This window comes from Mammaliicoccus sp. I-M35, from assembly GCF_022386455.1.
GTDB classification, from domain to species: domain Bacteria; phylum Bacillota; class Bacilli; order Staphylococcales; family Staphylococcaceae; genus Mammaliicoccus; species Mammaliicoccus sciuri_A.
Map to the genome: position 1 here is coordinate 163538 of NZ_JAJNIL010000001.1, position 18516 is coordinate 182053.

At 33.2% G+C, this 18516-nt stretch carries 17 protein-coding genes and 1 other RNA gene; 4 read left to right on the plus strand and 14 right to left on the minus strand.

From position 1 onward, the window contains the following. Nucleotides 1–209 precede the first annotated feature (209 nt). Both LQ679_RS00740 and LQ679_RS00745 read left to right on the plus strand, forming a co-directional pair. Entirely contained in the window at nucleotides 210–689 is a 480-nt protein-coding gene (locus LQ679_RS00740; RefSeq protein ID WP_025905838.1) for a cytochrome c oxidase subunit II, read from the plus strand. Continuing rightward, nucleotides 686–2338, plus strand: coding sequence for a b(o/a)3-type cytochrome-c oxidase subunit 1 (locus LQ679_RS00745; RefSeq protein ID WP_126477460.1), 1653 nt, complete (start codon nucleotides 686–688; stop codon nucleotides 2336–2338). The genes LQ679_RS00740 and LQ679_RS00745 overlap by 4 nt, the downstream gene beginning before the upstream one ends. A 548-nt stretch (nucleotides 2339–2886) precedes the next feature. Here LQ679_RS00745 and LQ679_RS00750 read toward each other — a convergent pair. The 5 genes from LQ679_RS00750 to LQ679_RS00770 form a co-directional block, all read right to left on the minus strand. Further along, entirely contained in the window at nucleotides 2887–4011 is a 1125-nt protein-coding gene (locus tag LQ679_RS00750) for a THUMP domain-containing class I SAM-dependent RNA methyltransferase (protein ID WP_191835577.1), read from the minus strand. An 84-nt stretch (nucleotides 4012–4095) separates the two neighbouring features. Further along, nucleotides 4096–4465: RNase P RNA component class B (gene rnpB, locus LQ679_RS00755), an RNA gene on the minus strand. A gap of 47 nt (nucleotides 4466–4512) precedes the next feature. Beyond that, on the minus strand, nucleotides 4513–4827 hold the full coding sequence (gpsB, locus tag LQ679_RS00760) for a cell division regulator GpsB (protein ID WP_239761939.1): 315 nt from the start codon (nucleotides 4825–4827) through the stop codon (nucleotides 4513–4515). 13 nt (nucleotides 4828–4840) lie between these two features. Then, nucleotides 4841–5404 (minus strand): SLOG family protein, encoded by a 564-nt coding sequence (locus tag LQ679_RS00765; RefSeq protein WP_037588131.1) that lies wholly within the window; start codon nucleotides 5402–5404, stop codon nucleotides 4841–4843. Continuing rightward, on the minus strand, nucleotides 5398–5727 hold the full coding sequence (locus tag LQ679_RS00770) for a DUF1798 family protein (protein WP_126477463.1): 330 nt from the start codon (nucleotides 5725–5727) through the stop codon (nucleotides 5398–5400). The genes LQ679_RS00765 and LQ679_RS00770 overlap by 7 nt, the downstream gene beginning before the upstream one ends. A 168-nt stretch (nucleotides 5728–5895) precedes the next feature. Here LQ679_RS00770 and recU point away from each other — a divergent pair, with 168 nt between their 5' ends. Next, nucleotides 5896–6522: a Holliday junction resolvase RecU gene (recU, locus tag LQ679_RS00775; RefSeq protein ID WP_037588134.1), complete on the plus strand. Its 627-nt coding sequence runs from the start codon at nucleotides 5896–5898 to the stop codon at nucleotides 6520–6522. Continuing rightward, nucleotides 6519–8849, plus strand: a complete 2331-nt coding sequence (locus LQ679_RS00780; RefSeq protein WP_037588136.1) for a transglycosylase domain-containing protein — start codon at nucleotides 6519–6521, stop codon at nucleotides 8847–8849. Before recU ends, LQ679_RS00780 begins: the two co-directional genes overlap by 4 nt. 60 nt (nucleotides 8850–8909) lie before the next feature. Here LQ679_RS00780 and LQ679_RS00785 read toward each other — a convergent pair whose 3' ends face one another. The 9 genes from LQ679_RS00785 to LQ679_RS00825 form a co-directional block, all read right to left on the minus strand. After that, on the minus strand, nucleotides 8910–9257 hold the full coding sequence (locus tag LQ679_RS00785) for a YpoC family protein (protein WP_191835578.1): 348 nt from the start codon (nucleotides 9255–9257) through the stop codon (nucleotides 8910–8912). Next, a complete protein-coding gene (gene nth, locus LQ679_RS00790; protein WP_025905489.1) occupies nucleotides 9254–9922 on the minus strand; it encodes an endonuclease III in 669 nt (222 codons plus the stop codon). Before nth ends, LQ679_RS00785 begins: the two co-directional genes overlap by 4 nt. After that, nucleotides 9912–10604, minus strand: a complete 693-nt coding sequence (locus LQ679_RS00795; protein ID WP_191835580.1) for a DnaD domain-containing protein — start codon at nucleotides 10602–10604, stop codon at nucleotides 9912–9914. Before LQ679_RS00795 ends, nth begins: the two co-directional genes overlap by 11 nt. A gap of 69 nt (nucleotides 10605–10673) precedes the next feature. Continuing rightward, nucleotides 10674–11966: an asparagine--tRNA ligase gene (asnS, locus tag LQ679_RS00800; RefSeq protein ID WP_025905487.1), complete on the minus strand. Its 1293-nt coding sequence runs from the start codon at nucleotides 11964–11966 to the stop codon at nucleotides 10674–10676. A gap of 62 nt (nucleotides 11967–12028) precedes the next feature. After that, complete coding sequence (locus LQ679_RS00805; RefSeq protein ID WP_191835581.1) at nucleotides 12029–14722, minus strand: helicase C-terminal domain-containing protein; 2694 nt, start codon at nucleotides 14720–14722, stop codon at nucleotides 12029–12031. Nucleotides 14723–14732: 10 nt separating this feature from the next. Continuing rightward, the gene (locus LQ679_RS00810; protein WP_191835582.1) at nucleotides 14733–15701 is read right to left on the minus strand and encodes a biotin--[acetyl-CoA-carboxylase] ligase; all 969 of its coding nucleotides are present in this window, start codon (nucleotides 15699–15701) and stop codon (nucleotides 14733–14735) included. Then, a complete protein-coding gene (locus LQ679_RS00815; protein WP_191835583.1) occupies nucleotides 15688–16899 on the minus strand; it encodes a CCA tRNA nucleotidyltransferase in 1212 nt (403 codons plus the stop codon). The genes LQ679_RS00810 and LQ679_RS00815 overlap by 14 nt, the downstream gene beginning before the upstream one ends. Before the next feature lies 1 nt (nucleotide 16900). After that, nucleotides 16901–18022, minus strand: a complete 1122-nt coding sequence (gene bshA, locus LQ679_RS00820) for an N-acetyl-alpha-D-glucosaminyl L-malate synthase BshA (protein ID WP_191835584.1) — start codon at nucleotides 18020–18022, stop codon at nucleotides 16901–16903. 19 nt (nucleotides 18023–18041) lie between these two features. After that, entirely contained in the window at nucleotides 18042–18356 is a 315-nt protein-coding gene (locus tag LQ679_RS00825) for a nucleotide pyrophosphohydrolase (RefSeq protein WP_025905482.1), read from the minus strand. Nucleotides 18357–18516: the final 160 nt, after the last annotated feature.

Genomic DNA, 18516 nt, shown 5'->3' on the forward strand with positions numbered 1-18516 from the left:
TATTATAAATAATGAAGAGAATATAAGAAAGGATGAATAAAATGACAGTCCAAAATAATGACCTAAACAAGAAGACTGATGACCACTCTCATGATGATCTGGATTTAAGAGGCACACTGTATTCAGTTTTCACATTGGGAGGCATCTTTGCAGTATTATGGGTAATTTGTTTTATTTTATTTTTAGTAAGAATTTAAGGGGTGAAATCTGTGCATAAATACGAAAAGTTATGGCTAAAAGTCGGCATAAGCTCATTAGTCATTTTCTTAACAATTTTGATGATTACAGGTTTGCATAATGGACACACGCCAGCCGCTTCTGGTAGAGACTATGTTAATCCTGATAAAGTCGATCAAATCGAACCTTTCAACAAACCAGGTTTACACAAAGTTAGCGGCAAAGATTATGACTATGAATTAGTTATTCTTGCTTCAGCTTTCAATTATCAGCCGGGTAAAGTCGAAATTCCTAAAGGTTCAAAAGTAAAAATCATTGCGACAAGTAAAGATACTTTGCATGGATTTAGTTTACCAGGCACAAACGTCAACATGATGTTAGAACCTGGACATATTAGTGAATATTACAAGACATTCAATGAGAAACGCGAATATTTAATCATCTGTAATGAATATTGTGGTATCGGACATGCAGATATGAAGTCGATGATAAAGGTTGTGGATAAAAAATGATAACACGATTAAATAAGAATGATAGCAGACTTGTAATGGCGCATATGTATGTAGCTATTGGTTGTTTAGTCCTTGGGGGATTAGCAGGTTTGTTACAAACATTAGTAAGATCAGGATATTTACAATTACCTAAACAAATTTCTTATTATCAAATCTTAACAGTGCACGGTATCGTATTAGCATTGGTACTGACAACTTTCTTTATCTTAGGCTTTCAATTTTCTGCAGTAGCTAAGACATCTGGACATTTAACGTCTGTACAAAGAAAGTTCGGTTGGGTTGGATTTTGGGTAATGATTATTGGTACGCTCATGGCAGCAACAATGGTTCTATTAAACAAAGCCACTGTTTTATATACTTTTTATGCACCATTAAAAGCACATGCTATTTTCTATATTGGTATGGCGCTTGTTGTTGTAGGTAGCTGGATTTCTACAGTTGGACAAATTTTAAAATATGTAGAGTTTAAGAAGAAGAATCCAGGTAAGAAATCTCCCCTACTGAGCTACATGGTAGCAATTAACGGGGTAATGTGGATTGTATGTTCATTAGGTGTTGCTGCAACAGTACTTCTTCAATTAATTCCTTGGTCATTAGGTTTAGTTGAAAGAGTAGACGTAACATTAAGTAGAACATTATTTTGGTATTTTGGTCATGCACTTGTTTATTTTTGGTTATTACCAGCTTATATGTGTTGGTATGCAATTATCCCGAAAATTATTGGTGCAAAAGCATTCTCAGACAATTTAGCAAGAATGTCATTTATGCTATTCTTATTCTTCAGTATTCCTGTTGGGATACATCACCAATTAGTTGAACCAGGTATTGATGATACATGGAAATACTTACAAGTTGTATTAACGTTTATGGTTGTCATTCCTTCATTGATGACAGCATTTAGTTTGTTTGCAACATTTGAAAATTACGGTCGTTCTAAAGGCTATAAAGGATTGTTTACATGGTTTAAATCTTTACCATGGAATGACGCAAGATTCGTATTACCATTCTTAGGTATGTTAGCCTTTATCCCAGGTGGCGCAGGTGGATTAGTAAACGCATCTGCACAAATGAACGGATTAATTCACAATACAATTTGGGTAACTGGACACTTCCATTTAACAATCGCTTCAGCGGTCATCATGACATTCTTTGGAATTATGTACTGGTTAATACCTCATTGTACAGGTAGAAAACTAACTAAATTCACAAATAAATTAGCACTTATGCAAGGTTATACTTGGGCGATCGGTATGACAATTATGAGTGGCGCAATGCACTATGTTGGATTAGTAAAAGGTGCACCAAGAAGATCAACATATTCAGAATATGGCGGTGCTAAACAAGCTGCTGAATGGATACCATATCAAGTACTACAAGCAGTTGGGGGAACAATTTTATTTATTTCTATAATATTAGTCGTAATGGTGTTTATACACTTAGCCTTCTTATCACCTAAAGGCGAAGAAGAATATCCAGTATCAGAAGCATTGGACGAAGAACAACCAGTCATTAAATTTGTTGAGAACTGGAGATTCTTAATCATCGTGACAGTATTGCTTATCTTAATCGCATATACAGTCCCTATCGGACAAATGTTCACAGATCCAGCACCAGGAGCCAAAGGATTAGGAGAAGGCAAACTTTGGTAATACTAAATTAATATATTTAACTAAGAACTTTCATACAATGATGAATAATAGGAAGACTGGCAACAAATCTTTAGAAGATGCGTTGCCAGTCTTCTTTTGTGGGGGTTGGGTGGTGTTTGTAATGAATATCTCTAGTCTAATATGTTGGATAAGTATGGTGATTAGTCGAGAAATAGTACAAGTCATGGCTTAACGTCCATATTAAGCCAAGAGACAGCTCAAGTCATGGCTTAACGCTCTAATTAAGCCAAGAGATCGTCCAAGTCATGGCTTAACGACCTAATAAAGCCAAGAGATGAGCCAAGTCATGGCTTAATGTCTGAATAAAGCCAAGAGATGAGCCAAGTCATGGCTTAATGTCCTAATAAAGCCAAGAGATCGTCTAAGTCGTGGCTTAATGTCTGAATAAAGCCAAGAGATAACCCAAGTCATGGCTTAACGTCCAACTTAAGCCAAGAGATATTAAATCTAGTCCAAACCATACATCCCCACTATTCTCCAAACCAAAAAACCACCTGCTCTGCAGGTGGTTTCCTCTTTCTTACTATCTATTTATTTCGTTTGCCCCAATATTGATAGTACGTACATTCGATATAGCCGTTAAAGAGTTTTCTTCTTTTTGTGGCTTTCTTACCTACTAATGGTTCGAATTCTTTATAGCTTGTAAGCATATATAATGATGCTTGGTCGTTTTGTTTCATGATTTCGCCTAAGTGTTTGTACATTGCTTCTACTTCACTTCGTTCACCGATACGTTCGCCATATGGTGGGTTCCCAATTATTGAAACGGGTCCTTCTGGTACTTCTAGGTTATGAACATCTTGAACTTTAAATTGAATGATGTCCCCTAACCCAACTTCTGTTGCGTTGTCTTTCGCAATTTCAACCATTTTAGGATCGATATCGCTTGCTATGATATTAATTTCTTTATCATATAATGCCGCTTCATCTGCTTCTTGTCTTAATTGGTCATACAACCCTTCTGGTATGATATCCCAATCTTCACTCGCAAACTCACGGTTAAATCCTGGTGCAATATTTTGAGCGATGAGTGCTGCTTCTATTGCAAGTGTACCTGAACCACAGAATGGATCTATAAATGGTGTTTCACCGCTCCAATTTGTTAATCTAACAAGTGCTGCAGCTAATGTTTCTTTCATAGGTGCGTCACCTTGTGCTAAACGGTAACCTCTTTTATGAAGTCCTGAACCTGAAGTGTCGATTGTTAATAAAGCTTCGTCTTTCAGCAATGATACTTCAACTTGGTATTTGCTACCTGTTTCATCGATCCAACCTTTAATTTGATACGCATGTTTCAATCTCTCAACTATCGCTTTTTTAACGATTGCTTGACAGTCGGATACGCTGAATAATTTAGATTTAACACTTTTACCTTGAACTGGGAACATACCTTGAGCGCCAATTACATCTTCCCATGGTAATGATTTCGTCTTTTCGAATAATTCATCAAAAGTTGTTGCATGGAATCGTCCTACTACGATTTTGACTCTGTCAGCAGTTCTTAACCATAAATTTGATTTAACGATTGCTGTTTCATCACCTTCGAAAAGTACGCGACCGTTTTCTACTTTTGTTTCATATCCTAATTCTTGAACTTCTTTAGCAACAATTGATTCTAATCCCATTGGACTAGTAGCGAGTAATTGATACATGCATATACTCCTTTATATTTAAATTATCATTATTTACAAATAAAAAGCTCTCCTACTTGGGAGAGCGACACTAGTAAGTGATAAATCTGTAAGCCATGTTTTGTCCTTTAGTACTGCTAACGTGTACTAGTTACACTCGTACGCCAGTGATAATCATCTGTCTGTATGATTACATACCTTCTTATTCCGTTCATTTCCGTCAAAGAAGTGCTCCTACCAATTTTGGATTGCTCACTCGAGGGGTTTACCGCGTTCCACCTTTTACATTTCTGTAAAAGCTACGTCACTGTGGCACTTTCAAACTACTTTAACCATATTATTACTAACTTAGGTTATTTCATTGCCGTCAATTATTTGCCCTGGCTTATTGTTTCGCCAAGCACGAACACTACATTCATCTCAGAATGTGTGAGCATGGACTTTCCTCTACTTAACGTAGCGATTATCCGAAATACCACTCAACAAAGAATTATAGCATAAACAGCGTTAAATAACTATCATTTATTCGCCAAATACTGCTTTTTCAAGATTAGAAATTCGTTTCAAGATATCTACATTATTAGAATTGTATTGTTGAGAGCCTTGTGGTCTGCCTGACGCGACACGGATTCTTAACTGTTCGATTTCTTTTTTAAGTTTAGAATTTTCTTCTGTCAATTTGATGACTTCATTATTTAAATCAGCCATTTTTTGATAGTCTGAAATAATGTCATCTAAAAAAGCATCTACTTCTTCAGTTTTGAAACCTCTTAAACCTCTTTCGAATTCTTTTTCATAAATATCTTTTGCAGATAGCTTTAATGCTAAATCAGCCATTTTTACACCTCATTTAATATGATTCGTTGTCATTATTATAATTAAATTCCATAAAGTCTTGTAAATCCATGAATGTAATAACATTATAAGTATAGTTTGTCTTTTCAGCAAAATCAACTAACTTACTTTTGAAGTATTTAGGTGATGCTTCTTGTTCATCATCATAAAATAATATTGTCTTATCGGTATTATCGAGTATAAATTCATTGGCTTGTTGAAATTGGAACCCACCTTGATACTCACTTTGATGAATCGCATTAACATAGTCTGCTTGTGCAACAATATTTTGATAAGCTTGCTGGTTTGTTTCGTTCCATTTATTATAGTGATTTAAAAATGGTGTCAATATCGCAAGTTTCAATTGAGGGAATTTATTTTTCATTTCAATTGTTACTTCTGCTACCCAAAGTTCAAATCCTAATTGTCCTGAAATAATGACCCACTCCATACCTTCTTCTATTTCTTGCTCAATGATTTCTTTAAGATATGCTTTGATGACTTTCACTTCTGGTTGATCATTTTTAAAAATATTCAGTTCAAACGGTTTGTATCCCGTAAAATATACAGACGTCATGATAAATCACCTATATGGGTATAAATATAATTTAAATCATGTTGTACGGCTTTATGCTTTTCAAAGAAGAGTTTCTTACTTGTACGTTTATAATGGCATTCTACAGACAACTCTTTATAGTTACTAATTAAGAGTTGGAATTTCTGTTCATTCATATATTGTAATTTCAATACGGCATCTTGATGAACAGCAAGTTTGTCTAGCAGAACATCGACTTGTTCTACAAATGGTACGACATCTTTATAAAAGTCGTATTCATGATCGTCTTTCGCGTGTTGAAATATATCTAACATGTTATTTAATTTATTTAAAAGTTCTTGTATCATCGCTACACCTACTATTAATGAAGTTTGTATTTTAAATGTGCTCACGATAAAATGATAACATAACTAGAAAAGTTCTAGAATATTTATGTATCATAAAAAACTTTTGTAACTTATAATGAAATAAGGTATAATATTTAGAGTTTTATGATATGAAGCTAGGTGATGAATTTGAATTATCCAAACGGAAAAAAAGTAACAAAAAATACTTCTAAAGTCTCAATCCAAGATGACCCTAAATATAGTAGAATACAATATGGTAAACGGGGTATGAGATTAGAGGAGGAAATTGATAAATCCAATGAATACTTCAGATTAGAAAATATAGCAGTTATTCATAAGAAACCGACACCTATTCAAATCGTTGATGTTGACTACCCTAAAAGACAAAAAGCTGTCATTAAAGAAGCGTATTTTAGAAAGCCTTCAACAACAGATTATAACGGTGTTTATAATGGATACTATATTGATTTTGAAGCTAAGGAAACGAAAAATAAAACAAGTTTCCCTTTAAATAATATCCACGATCACCAAGTATCACATATGGAACAAGTATTAAACCAAAAAGGTATATGTTTTTTGTTGATAAAATTTAGCTATCATGATAGCGTATTTTTATTGCCTTTTAGGAAGTTTATGGTATATTGGGACAGATATAAATCTGGAGGCAAGAAGTCCATCACGCTTAAAGAGATTGAAACTGATGGTTACTTAATACCAATCCAATTTAAACCAAGAATTAACTACATAACAATAGTTGATCAATTGATAAAAACAGAAAGTGAGGCGCTCAAATGAGTCAATCAAAAGCTTCTAATAGTAAAAATGGTAAAGAACAACCTAAGAAGAAGAGGAATATCAAAAGGACGATAATTAAGGTGTTCGGTATTCTCGTGCTAGCATTCTTAGCAATGGTAATCATAGGTGTTCTCGTATTTGCATATTATGCTTGGAAAGCTCCTGCTTTCAATGAAAGTGCGCTTAAAGACCAATTACCAACTAAAATTTATGACAAAAATAATAAACTTGTCACGACCCTCTATATGGGACAAAAGAGAGAACATGTTAAATTTGACGATGTTCCAGATCAGATGAAAGATGCTGTACTTGCAACTGAAGATAATCGCTTCTACGATCATGGTGCATTAGACTACAAACGTTTATCTGGAGCAGTTATGAAGAACTTTACAGGTGGCTTTGGTTCACAAGGTGCATCTACATTAACACAACAAGTTGTAAAACGTTCATTCTTAACAGATAAGAAATCCATCGAAAGAAAAGCACAAGAAGCTTACCTTTCATATAGATTAGAACAAGAATATTCTAAAGATGAAATCTTTGAAATGTACTTAAACAAAATCTATTACTCAGATGGTATTTACGGTTCTCAAACAGCAGCTAAATATTACTTCAATAAGAAATTAAAAGATTTAAACTTAGCTGAAACAGCTTACTTAGCAGGTTTACCACAAGTGCCAAACCAATATAACATTTATGATAATCCTGAAGCGGCTGAAAAACGTAAAGACACAGTTCTTTATTTAATGGAAAGACACGGTAGAATTACTAAGAAAGAAATGAAAGAAGCACAAGATACACCTATCGATAAGAACTTAGTTAAACGTACAGTTGAAGAAAGAAACGACGCAATGACTGATACACCTGACAATGAGTACGCTTCTTATATTAACTATGTTAAACAAGAAATTACTCAGAATAAAGCGTTCAAAGGTCAATCATTAAATGATATTATGACGAGCGGTCTTAAAATCTACACAAACATGGATAAAGATGTTCAAAAAACATTACAAGAGTCAGTTGATAACGGTACATTCTACAAGAATAAAGACCAAATTACTGGTTCATCTATAGTAGATACGAAGACTGGTAAATTAGTCGGTATTAGTGGTGGTAAAGATTACAAAGATGTAGTTGATAGAAACCAAGCAACAGACGTTCATCCTACTGGTTCGTCACTTAAACCGATATTAGCTTATGGACCAGCAATTGAGAATATGCAATATGCGACAAACCATAAGTTCCAGGATGAAAGTCAATATAATATCAATGGTAGTATTTTCAAGAACTATGATGGTCAAGGTCACGGTTCAGTTACAATGGCTGATGCATTAGCGAGATCATATAACATTCCAGCATTGAAATCTTGGCAAGAAACAAACCAAAACGCTGGCGAAAAAGCAGTTAAAGACTTTGCTTCTAAAGTGAATTTAAATTATAAAGATGAAATTGGACCTTCAGAAGTACTTGGTGGTTCACAATCAGAATTCTCCCCTACTCAATTAGCATCAGCATTTGCGACTATGGGTAATGGCGGAACATATAACGAAGCAAAATCAATTAGAAAAGTTGTCACTCAAGATGATGAAACAATCAAATTCTCAAGCGAAAGCCATAAAGCAATGGAAGACTACACAGCATACATGTTAACTGAAATGCTGAAAGGAACATTCCAAGCATACGGTTCAGCTTATGGATATGGCATTAACGGTGTGAACGTAGCAGCTAAAACGGGTACTGGTACTTATGGTGATGAAGTATATAGTGAATATCAATTACCTGAAAATGCAGCGAAAGACGTTTGGATTACAGGTTATACACCACAATACACTATGTCAGTATGGATGGGCTTCAACAAAGTTAAAGAATACGGTGAGAACTCATTCTTAGGACATGATGAACAAATTAAACCACAAATATTATTCAATGAAGTTATGTCAGAAATCTCTAATTATGACGGTGCAGACTTCGAAAGACCTGATTCAGTAACAGGAAGCGGTAAAAGCTTAAGTGTTGCAGGTAACGAAGACAATAATACAACATCAAGCTCAGCACCTAGCTCTGGTAATAGTCGTAATCAGCAAAATAATTATAACTTCTCAAACAATAATAATAATGTAACAACAAACGAACCACAGACAAATTCAAATACATCTAGAACGCAACAAAACAATACACAACAACAGTCATCTACAAATCAAAACGTAACAACTGAAGAACAAACGACAGAAACACCAACAACAGAAGAATCAGATTCAGACTCTGACAATAGTAGTTCAACCTCAGATGCAGCAAAACAAGCTGCCAAAGAAGAGAAAGATGACTAAGATATAGAAAAAGCATCACATCCCGCAAAGGATGTGATGCTTTTTTGATTATAATATTTTTTATTCTCCACTTTCACGTTGTGCGGCTCTTTTAAGTTGAATCTGATATCTCGCATTCATTCTAATTAATTCTTCTTTCAGTGTTACCATTTGTCTATATCCCATAAAGTGATATATTCTCTCGTTTATATAGTGGTATCGTTCTTCGAAATTCATTGGTATAACTGGATATTCTTCGATATGCCCTATATCAAATGTTTCTATTTGATTGATTTGTTCTATATAAGCGATGATCAAACTATAATATTGATCTAACAATTGATGTGCTTCACTTGTTTTAAGCTTTTTATTTTTTACAAGTGGCTCTATTTGTAGTTCAAGTTCTATGAAATCATTTTTTTGTATCATGCGCCTTCAACCTTTACTAACCCAGCTTTTAATCGTTTTTGCCCTTCTCTACAATCTGCAAATAATGGACATACTTCGCATTTCGGTTTACGTGCTACACAGTGATAGCGCCCAAAGAATATAAGCTGATGGTGACTTTTTGTCCATCTTTCTCTTGGAATGATGCTACATAAACGATCTTCAACTTGGCGCACATTGTCTTTAATTCTACATATTGCGAGACGTTTAGATACGCGCTCTACATGTGTGTCTACTGCTAATGATGGTTCCCCAAATGCTACACTCATTACAACATTCGCTGTTTTACGCCCTACACCAGCTAGTGATTCTAATTCTTGATGTGTACTTGGTACGACACCGTTAAAATTATCTAACAATGACTGACAAAGTTTTTGTATATTTTTAGCTTTATTACGGTATAAACCGATTGAGCGAATGTCATTTTGTAGTTCTTCTAAACTTACATTTAAATAGTCTTCAGGAGTTTTATACTTTTCAAAAAGCGATTTCGTCACTTTGTTGACGAGTACGTCTGTACACTGTGCAGAAAGTAATACTGCGATTGTCAGTTCAAATGGATTGTCATGAACGAGTTCACATTCAGCATCTGGAAACATTTCGTCAATAACATCCATCATTTCTAATGCTTTCTTTTTACTTATCATAAGGATTCTCCCCATTTACCCAATCAAAAGTCGGGATTAAATTAACATTTTGTTTTACTTTTTTAGTTTGATTAAACTTTTCACTTTCTTCTTTGGAAGATTCAACAGTCGTGATGTTCTTCTTCTTCCAATTTAATAATATACGGTCGATATATTTGATGCTGAGTTTGTCTAAACTATGCGCTTCGTTAAGCGCGCTCATGATGAGTTCGTTTGAATGTTTATCAGTATCAATCCAGTGGTTTAATGTTTGTACTTCTAATGGTGTTAATGGTCGACCGAAAGTGGATTCGAATTCTTGGAATAATTTCTTGAATTTTAAGTTTTGATCTTCTACTGTACCTTGTTGCATTGCTTCATTTTTAATTAATGCGAGTTGTTCATACATAGGATCAAATGATATGAATTCATTATATTTATGCTGGTCATCTTTTTCAATTTTAATGTCTATAATTTTTAATTGAGAGAGTTGATTGATGATATGACTCACTTCTTGTATAGATAATGTCGTGCCACGTTGGATATCTTCTAATGGAGGCTGTAAGTTACGATCATTCTCTTGGTCCAGCAATTTAATAAGGATAACGAATTGTTTTTCATTTAATCCTAAATTGGCATAATGATCAAACAAAGCTCTTTGAACAACGACTGGCTTTTCTTTTAACATATCACTTGTATACATTTTTTCACCTACTTCATTATAAAAATATAGAGTCTGGGATCACTATTCAGCTCCCAGACTCGCATATTATTATGGATATAATCGATTTAATAAACGTGGGAATGGTGCAGTTTCTCTAACGTGTTCTACGCCACTTAACCATGCTACTGTTCTTTCAAGTCCTAAGCCAAATCCACTATGTGGTACACTTCCGTATTTTCTTAAGTCAGTGTAATAACTATATGCTTCAGGATCTAAACCATGTTCATTAATTCTTTGATTAATTAAATCTAAATCACTAATTCTTTCAGAACCACCAATGATTTCTCCGTAACCTTCTGGTGCGATTAAATCTGCACATAATACAGTGTCTGGATTTTCAGGGTTTGGTTCCATATAGAATGGTTTAATTTTTGTTGGATAATTAATGATAAATACTGGTTTATCATAATGGTTTGCAATTGCAGTTTCATGAGGAGAACCGAAATCGTCGCCCCATTCAATATCATCGAATCCTTCTTGATGTAAGAATTTAATGGCATCATCGTAAGTGATTCTTGGGAATGGTGTTGAAACTTGTTCTAACTTAGAAGTATCTCTTTCAAGAAGTTCTAATTCTAATTTACAATTTGCCAACACAGCTTTAACGATGTGATGAACGTAATTTTCTTGAACTTCTAAGCTTTGGTCATGTTTCATAAATGCCATTTCGCCTTCGATCATCCAGAATTCAATTAAATGTCTTCTTGTTTTTGATTTTTCAGCTCTGAAAGTTGGACCGAAACTAAATACTCTATTGTGCGCCATAGCTGCAGCTTCTAAGTATAATTGACCACTTTGAGATAAGAATGCATCTTCGTCGAAATATTTCGTATGGAACAATTCACTTGTACCTTCAGGAGCACTACCTGTTAAAATTGGTGGATCAATTTTAGTGAATCCACTTTCGTTAAAGAATTCATATGTCGCACGAATAATTTCGTTTCTAATTTTCATAACAGCATGCTGACGTTTAGAACGTAACCATAAATGTCTGTGATCCATTAAGAATTCTGTACCATGATTTTTTGGTGTGATTGGATAATCATGTGATTCTGAAATGACTTCTACACCACTTACTTGCATTTCATAGCCAAATTTAGAACGGTCATCTTCTGTAATTGTACCCGTAACATAAACAGATGTTTCTTGTGTTAATGATTTAGCTAATTGGAAGATGTCTTCTGATACTTCAGCTTTCACAACGACTCCTTGCATAAATCCTGTTCCATCTCTTAATTGTAAAAATGCTATTTTCCCACTTGATCGCTTGTTTGCAATCCAAGCACCGATTGTCACTTCTTGATTGACATAATCTTTAGCTTGTTTAATCGTAATATTCATTATTATTTCTCCTATTCAAATAAATTACCTATAGTTATTTTATCAAATTATGCATACAACTGCTATCTGTTTGGATATTTTCTTAGTTTATCTTGGAATTTATTTAAATCACCTTCGATAACAGGTATTTCACCTAAAGCATTTATGAAATATTTACTGTAATTACTATCTAATATTCTTCTATCAAAACAAATTAATAAACCTTGGTCATGCTTGTTTCGAATTAATCGACCAATGCCTTGTCTGAACTTAGTTACTGCGTCTGGTAAGACAAAGTCTTTAAAGGGATTGTCAAATTCATCTTTCATTAAATGGTATCGTGGATCATCCTGATGTATAAACGGTAATTTCGTCATCATGACACATTTAATACCTGAAGATTGATAATCAAATCCTTCAAAGAATGATAAAGTACCTAGTAAAATCGTTTTATCAAATTGGTTAAACTGTTGTACGAGTTTGTATACGTGTGAATGTTGTTGCTGCATTAAGACGACATAATCATCAAAGATTTCAAGTTCTTCCATGTATCGGTATGCTTGATACAACATCGCATAATTCGTAAACAGTACTAAACATTTTTGATTTGTTTCACTCACAAATGTAGATAAATAACTAACAATCGTTTCAATATAGTCATCTTGTTGATGATATTGATAAGTCGGCATATTTTCCGGTACAAAACATGTTGCTTGATTTTTCAAGTCGTAAATATCATTTAAATAATAAGTGTTAAATTGAATGTCTTCAGGAAACATAGATTTAAATGATGTAAATGAATGATTAACAGTTAATGTCCCTGAAATGAAAATATTGCTATTGAATTGCTCTATAAACACTTCATTCAGTAAATCTTTAACTTCTGCTTTTTTAACAAAAAGTGAAAGTGTAGATTTCTGAGATATTTTCTTAATGGATACGAATGGCACTTGACCAGACTTAATCATGTTATAAATTTTAGTATATTGATGATAAATATAAATTAACTCTTTTTTGAACGCTTTAACATGTGCGTGTGAGTATGATTTAAATCTAGATAATATTTGATTGATTGTACTAATTTGTCGTTTAAATATTTCAGATATATTTGCAACATCAATATCATAGAAGTAATGAATTTGTTTGTCATCTTCATGAGATTCTTGATGCTTATCTGAAATTTGAGCCATTAAATCATCAAATAATTGTTCGTTTTGTTCGTGCAGTAAATCAATATCACGTTTCAGTTGATATATATCAATTGGTTCGATTGGATATTGCTCAATGACTCTTCTATTTTCTAATTTATCTAATCGCTTAAATAATTTTTCTTGCTCATTTTTACCTAATAAACCGAGATGATATTTAATATGTTGATAACTTAAATCATCTGTCACTTGATTAAGTGCGTAATCTTGAATACGATGTGCTTCATCAACAATGATATGTTTGAACAATTGATATACGGTATCTTCGGTACTATGTTGTAATAAGTGTGCGTGGTTTGTTATACCAATCTCTACATGCTGCGCACTCTCTTTAATAAATTGATAGTAATGTATATCATTTTTATACGGAACGTAAGTCGTGCGTTTTTGTTCAAAGAAGACTTTTTGACCACCTTTAAGATGGAGCTCTTCAATGTCACCTGTTTCCGTTTCAAGAATCCATACAAGCAACTGCATTTTTAAAATTGTCGCTTCATAGTTATCTGTATCATCTTGTAAAATATTCAAGATTAAACCAAGCGAAATATAATGATCTTTACTTTTAATAATCATCGCTTTTAAATCTAAATCTAATGCATTTAAGACTTTATTAAATTCTTGTTCTAGAAGTTGATTTTGAAGTAACTTCGTATGTGTTGAAACGAGAATATGTTCACCAGTTTCTAAATAATACAATAATGCAGCGAGCACAAAGCTCATCGATTTCCCACTACCAAGTGGTGCTTCAATTAAAGCATTCTCATTATGCATTAATGAATCAAACAATTGTTGAACGAGTTGATATTGTTCTTTACGATAATCGAAGTTAAATGTTTTAAGAATTCTATCATAAGCTTCATCGAGTGTTATTGATGTACGGTCACTTGAATGACGTATAGGCATTTGCTTTAAATAATGGATGTTCTGGTACTTTTTAATATTGCGATTATGCGTTTCGGCACCTTGATGTGTTCTTACAATTTCAAATAGAACGTCCTTTAAATCATGCTTTAAAGATTTAGATAAATAATAAAGTTGTTTAATCGTATCAATCGGAAGACCATTTATTTTTTCAATGGCTTTGATAAACAATAGTGCAGTTGCTTTAGCATCCTCATAAGCACTATGCGCTTGGTTTAAATCAACTTGTAACGATTGACTCAATTCACTTAACTGATAACTTTCTTCGTTTGGAAATGCGATTTTAAACAATTCCATCGTATCAATTGTTAATTTAGGTTCAAATTGTATTTGATGCTTTTCGAAATGAGATTTGAGAAAGTTTAAATCAAATAGAACATTATGCGCGACAAATACACAATCTTTCAACAAGTTAAATAATGATTGACTGATTTCTTCAAAGTACGGAGCTTCTTCTAAGTCTAATTCATTAATATTGGTTAATGCTTGAATGAAAGATGGAATTTCCAAATCCGTTTTGACATATGAATGATATGTATCGGTAATTTGGTTATTTTCTATAAATGTTATCCCAATTTGAATGATTTCATCATATTGAATTTGGTTTCCGGTTGTTTCTAAATCTACAACAGCGTATCTTTGCGCCATATTATCTCTCCTATATTTCGATATCTGCACTCATAAATTGGTGTAATTGACCATCATCAGATATCACGGTTAAGAACCCATTATCTTGTATATCAATTGCTCGACCAAATACTTGCTTTTTACCTTCTGTATAAGTTAATTTTTTGTCCCAAATCATACTTTTACTTTTATATAAATCTTTAATGTCACTGAATGGTAATTCTAAAAATTGATCATATCTCAGTTCAATAGCTTCTATTAATAATTTCAAAAATCGATAAGGTTCTATAGATTGTTCATTTTCTATTTTTAAACTTGTCGCACGAGATTGACCAGCTTGATCGAAATCTTCTTGTGTTTGGTTTAGGTTAATTCCAATGCCACAAATAATCGCATTGACGCCATCAGTATCTGCAATCATTTCTGTTAAAAAGCCACAAACTTTTTTATCGCCTATATAAATATCATTTGGCCATTTAATTCTACTTTGAATGCCATAATGCTGTTCGATCACTTCTTGAATGGCAAGACTTATAAATAAATTAAATGTCGACATTCTTTGAATTGGAATATCTGGGCGTAATACAACTGACATCCAAAGCCCTTTACTTTTAAGAGATGACCATTCTCTTTGGAAACGCCCTCTCCCATTTGTTTGTTCATCACTCAAAACAATAAAGTCATGATCAATGTCATTAACACGAGATTTAGCTAACAATTGTGTTGAATCTACTTGTGTTTGAACAATTGCGTGATTCAATATTTTTTGATCTTGAAGTGTAATGTTCACAATGTCTTCTTGCCAAATTGAAGGGATTTCTGAGATTTTATACCCCTTATTTGAAATAGACTCAATTTCAAAGCCTTCTTTTCTCAATTGATCGATGACTTTTTTAACTGTTACACGTGAACAATGTAACGTTTCAGCAATATGTTGTCCTGACAAATATTCATTATTTTGATATAAATATTTAATAATTTCACGTTTATATTTTGACATTCTCTCGCACCCATTCTATTAAATCATTTTCTGTGTTATCCACTTTAAGGTTAATAACAGCTTGTTCAACTTTATTTAAAATATCTTTTATCCATGGTCCACCTTTTTTATTAAATGTAGACATCAATATTTGACCGTTAATTTGTAATTCTGATTTATCATATATAGGTAGTTTATCATATATTTCATCAATTACACGGTCATTCATAATTGTAGGATGGATAGAGATATTCAGTTGTGCATCATGCTCAGAAATAAAGTGAATGATTTCTTTCATTTTATCACGATGATACGTATATACGAGATGAATCATATCTTGCTTTGAAATATTATTTTCAGAAAGTGATATCAATAATTGAACGTATGATGAGATATCACGCTTTTCTTGATTACTGATTTTCAAACTGTTCAAGCTTGTTAAATCTAATTCGTATAAATAACATAATGCAGCCACCCATAAATTGAAATGGGCATGTTCCGGCATGAAGATACTAGTTTGATTAATTTCTTTGAAAAATGGAATATATTTAAATATTTCTAGTTCATGAGCGGTCGTTTTTGTATCATGAATATATTGACCTTGTATCATTTTTTTAAGTTCAACAACAATTCTTTCAATTGCGATGGCATTTAAAGAATGTGCTGTTTGATGCATGGCGTCTTTTGTATCGTGATCAAGTGCAAAGCCTGTCTGTGCTTGGAATCTGACACCTCTCATAATGCGTAATGCATCTTCTTCCATTCGATCAATAGGTGTTCCGACAGCTTTTATAATTTTGGATTGTATATCGTTTAACCCATTGAAATAATCATGGAGTTGATACGACTTATCCATAGCGATAGCATTCATTGTGAAATCTCTTCTCGCCACATCTTCATATAAATCCGTTACAAACTGAACAGATGTAGGTCTTCTATGATCAACATAATCCCCATCTTTTCTAAATGTAGTGACTTCAAACTGTTGATTTTCACCCATTACAATCATCGTGCCGTGCTCTTTGCCTATTGGTAAAGTCTTAACAAATAACTGTTCAACTTCATCAGGTACTGCACTCGTTGTAATATCAACGTCTGAAATTTCTTTATCCATTAAATAATCTCTTACTGAACCACCGACAAAATATGCTTGATGCCCATTACGTTCAAGTGTTTCAATTATCCATTTCGCATCTTCAAATACTTGATATTCACGCATATTATTCTCCTAACATATCGTTGTAACAAGATTCGTACTGATCAGCAATCACCTTAGATGAGAATCTTTCACGTACATCTTGAATCATAGCGTTTTGCATTTTGCGATAAAGTTCTGAATCTGTTAATAATTTGACCGCATATTCACTCGCTTTATCTGTATCACCGACGTCAACCGTATAACCAGTTTTACCGTTTTTAATGACTTCTTTAATACCACCTGCATTTGTACCAATCGGCACGACACCTGTAAGCATAGCTTCAAGCAATACAAGTCCAAAGCTTTCTTTTTCACTTAGTAACAACGTTAAATCAGACATTTGATAGAAGATATTCACTTCATCTTGTTTACCTAAAAATAGAACTTGGTCTTCTATATTAAGTTGTTTAATTTGTTCTCTGGCCACTTGTAATTCTGGACCATCACCGATGAGTAATAATTTAGATTTAATTTGTTTATTAATTTTGTAGAATGTATCGACGACATCAGGCACGCGCTTAACTTTTCTAAAATTTGATACAAACGTGATGACTTTTTCATCTTCTTCTATACCATATCGGCTTCTTAAATCCGTATTATAAATTTGTGGGAAACTTTCTTCCTGTACAAAATTGTATATAGTTTTGATTTCTTTATCAGGTTCTATAATGTCATATGTTTCTTGTTTAAGACTATCACTGACACTTGTTACAACGTCACTCTTTTCAATTCCGAATCGAATGGCACTTTGTAATGATGTATCATAACCTAATACTGTAATATCTGTTCCATGCAACGTCGTCATGATTTTAACATCTTTTCCGGATATTTGACGCGCTAAAATACCACAAATTGCATGCGGTACTGCATAGTGCATATGTAATATATCCAAGTCGTAATCGTTAATGACGTCAGCAATTTTAGCACTTAATGTAATATCATATGGTGGATATTGGAATACAGAATATTGATTTACGTCAACTTGATGAAATGTTACGTTTGGAACAGGCTCTCTCATTCTAAAAGGCATATTAGAAGTTATAAAGTGAATTTCATGACCTCTTTTCGCCATTTCCAAACCAAGCTCAGTTGCAACAATACCTGAGCCCCCCATTGATGGATAACAAGTTATACCGATTTTCATATTAATCCTCCATTATGACTTATTTACGTTCAAATCTATCTTTATCTCTTACATTGAATTTATTCATTGTATCTTGGAAACTTTTATTTAAATCTATATCTAAAGAATTCGCTAAACAAATTAAGACGAATAAATTATCGCCTAATTCAGCTTCAATTGTATTGTCTTCTTCTGTTGGTTTCTTTTTCTTTTCACCATGACTATGATTAATTTCTCTAGCTAGTTCTCCAACTTCTTCTGTTAATCTCGCTAAATTTGCTAAAGGCGAAAAATAACCTGCTTTAAACTGAGAAATATATTGATCAACTTCATGTTGCATCTCTTTCATGTCCATAGAAACTCCTCCTCACCTATCTTTTATATCTTTATATAAAAGAACTCACATAATAAAATTATATATGATAATCATGCATAATGACAACGTAATAAGCTTATATCTACAAACCTCATAAATATTTATAAAATAAAAAATACCAACAAAGTCAAAAGACTTT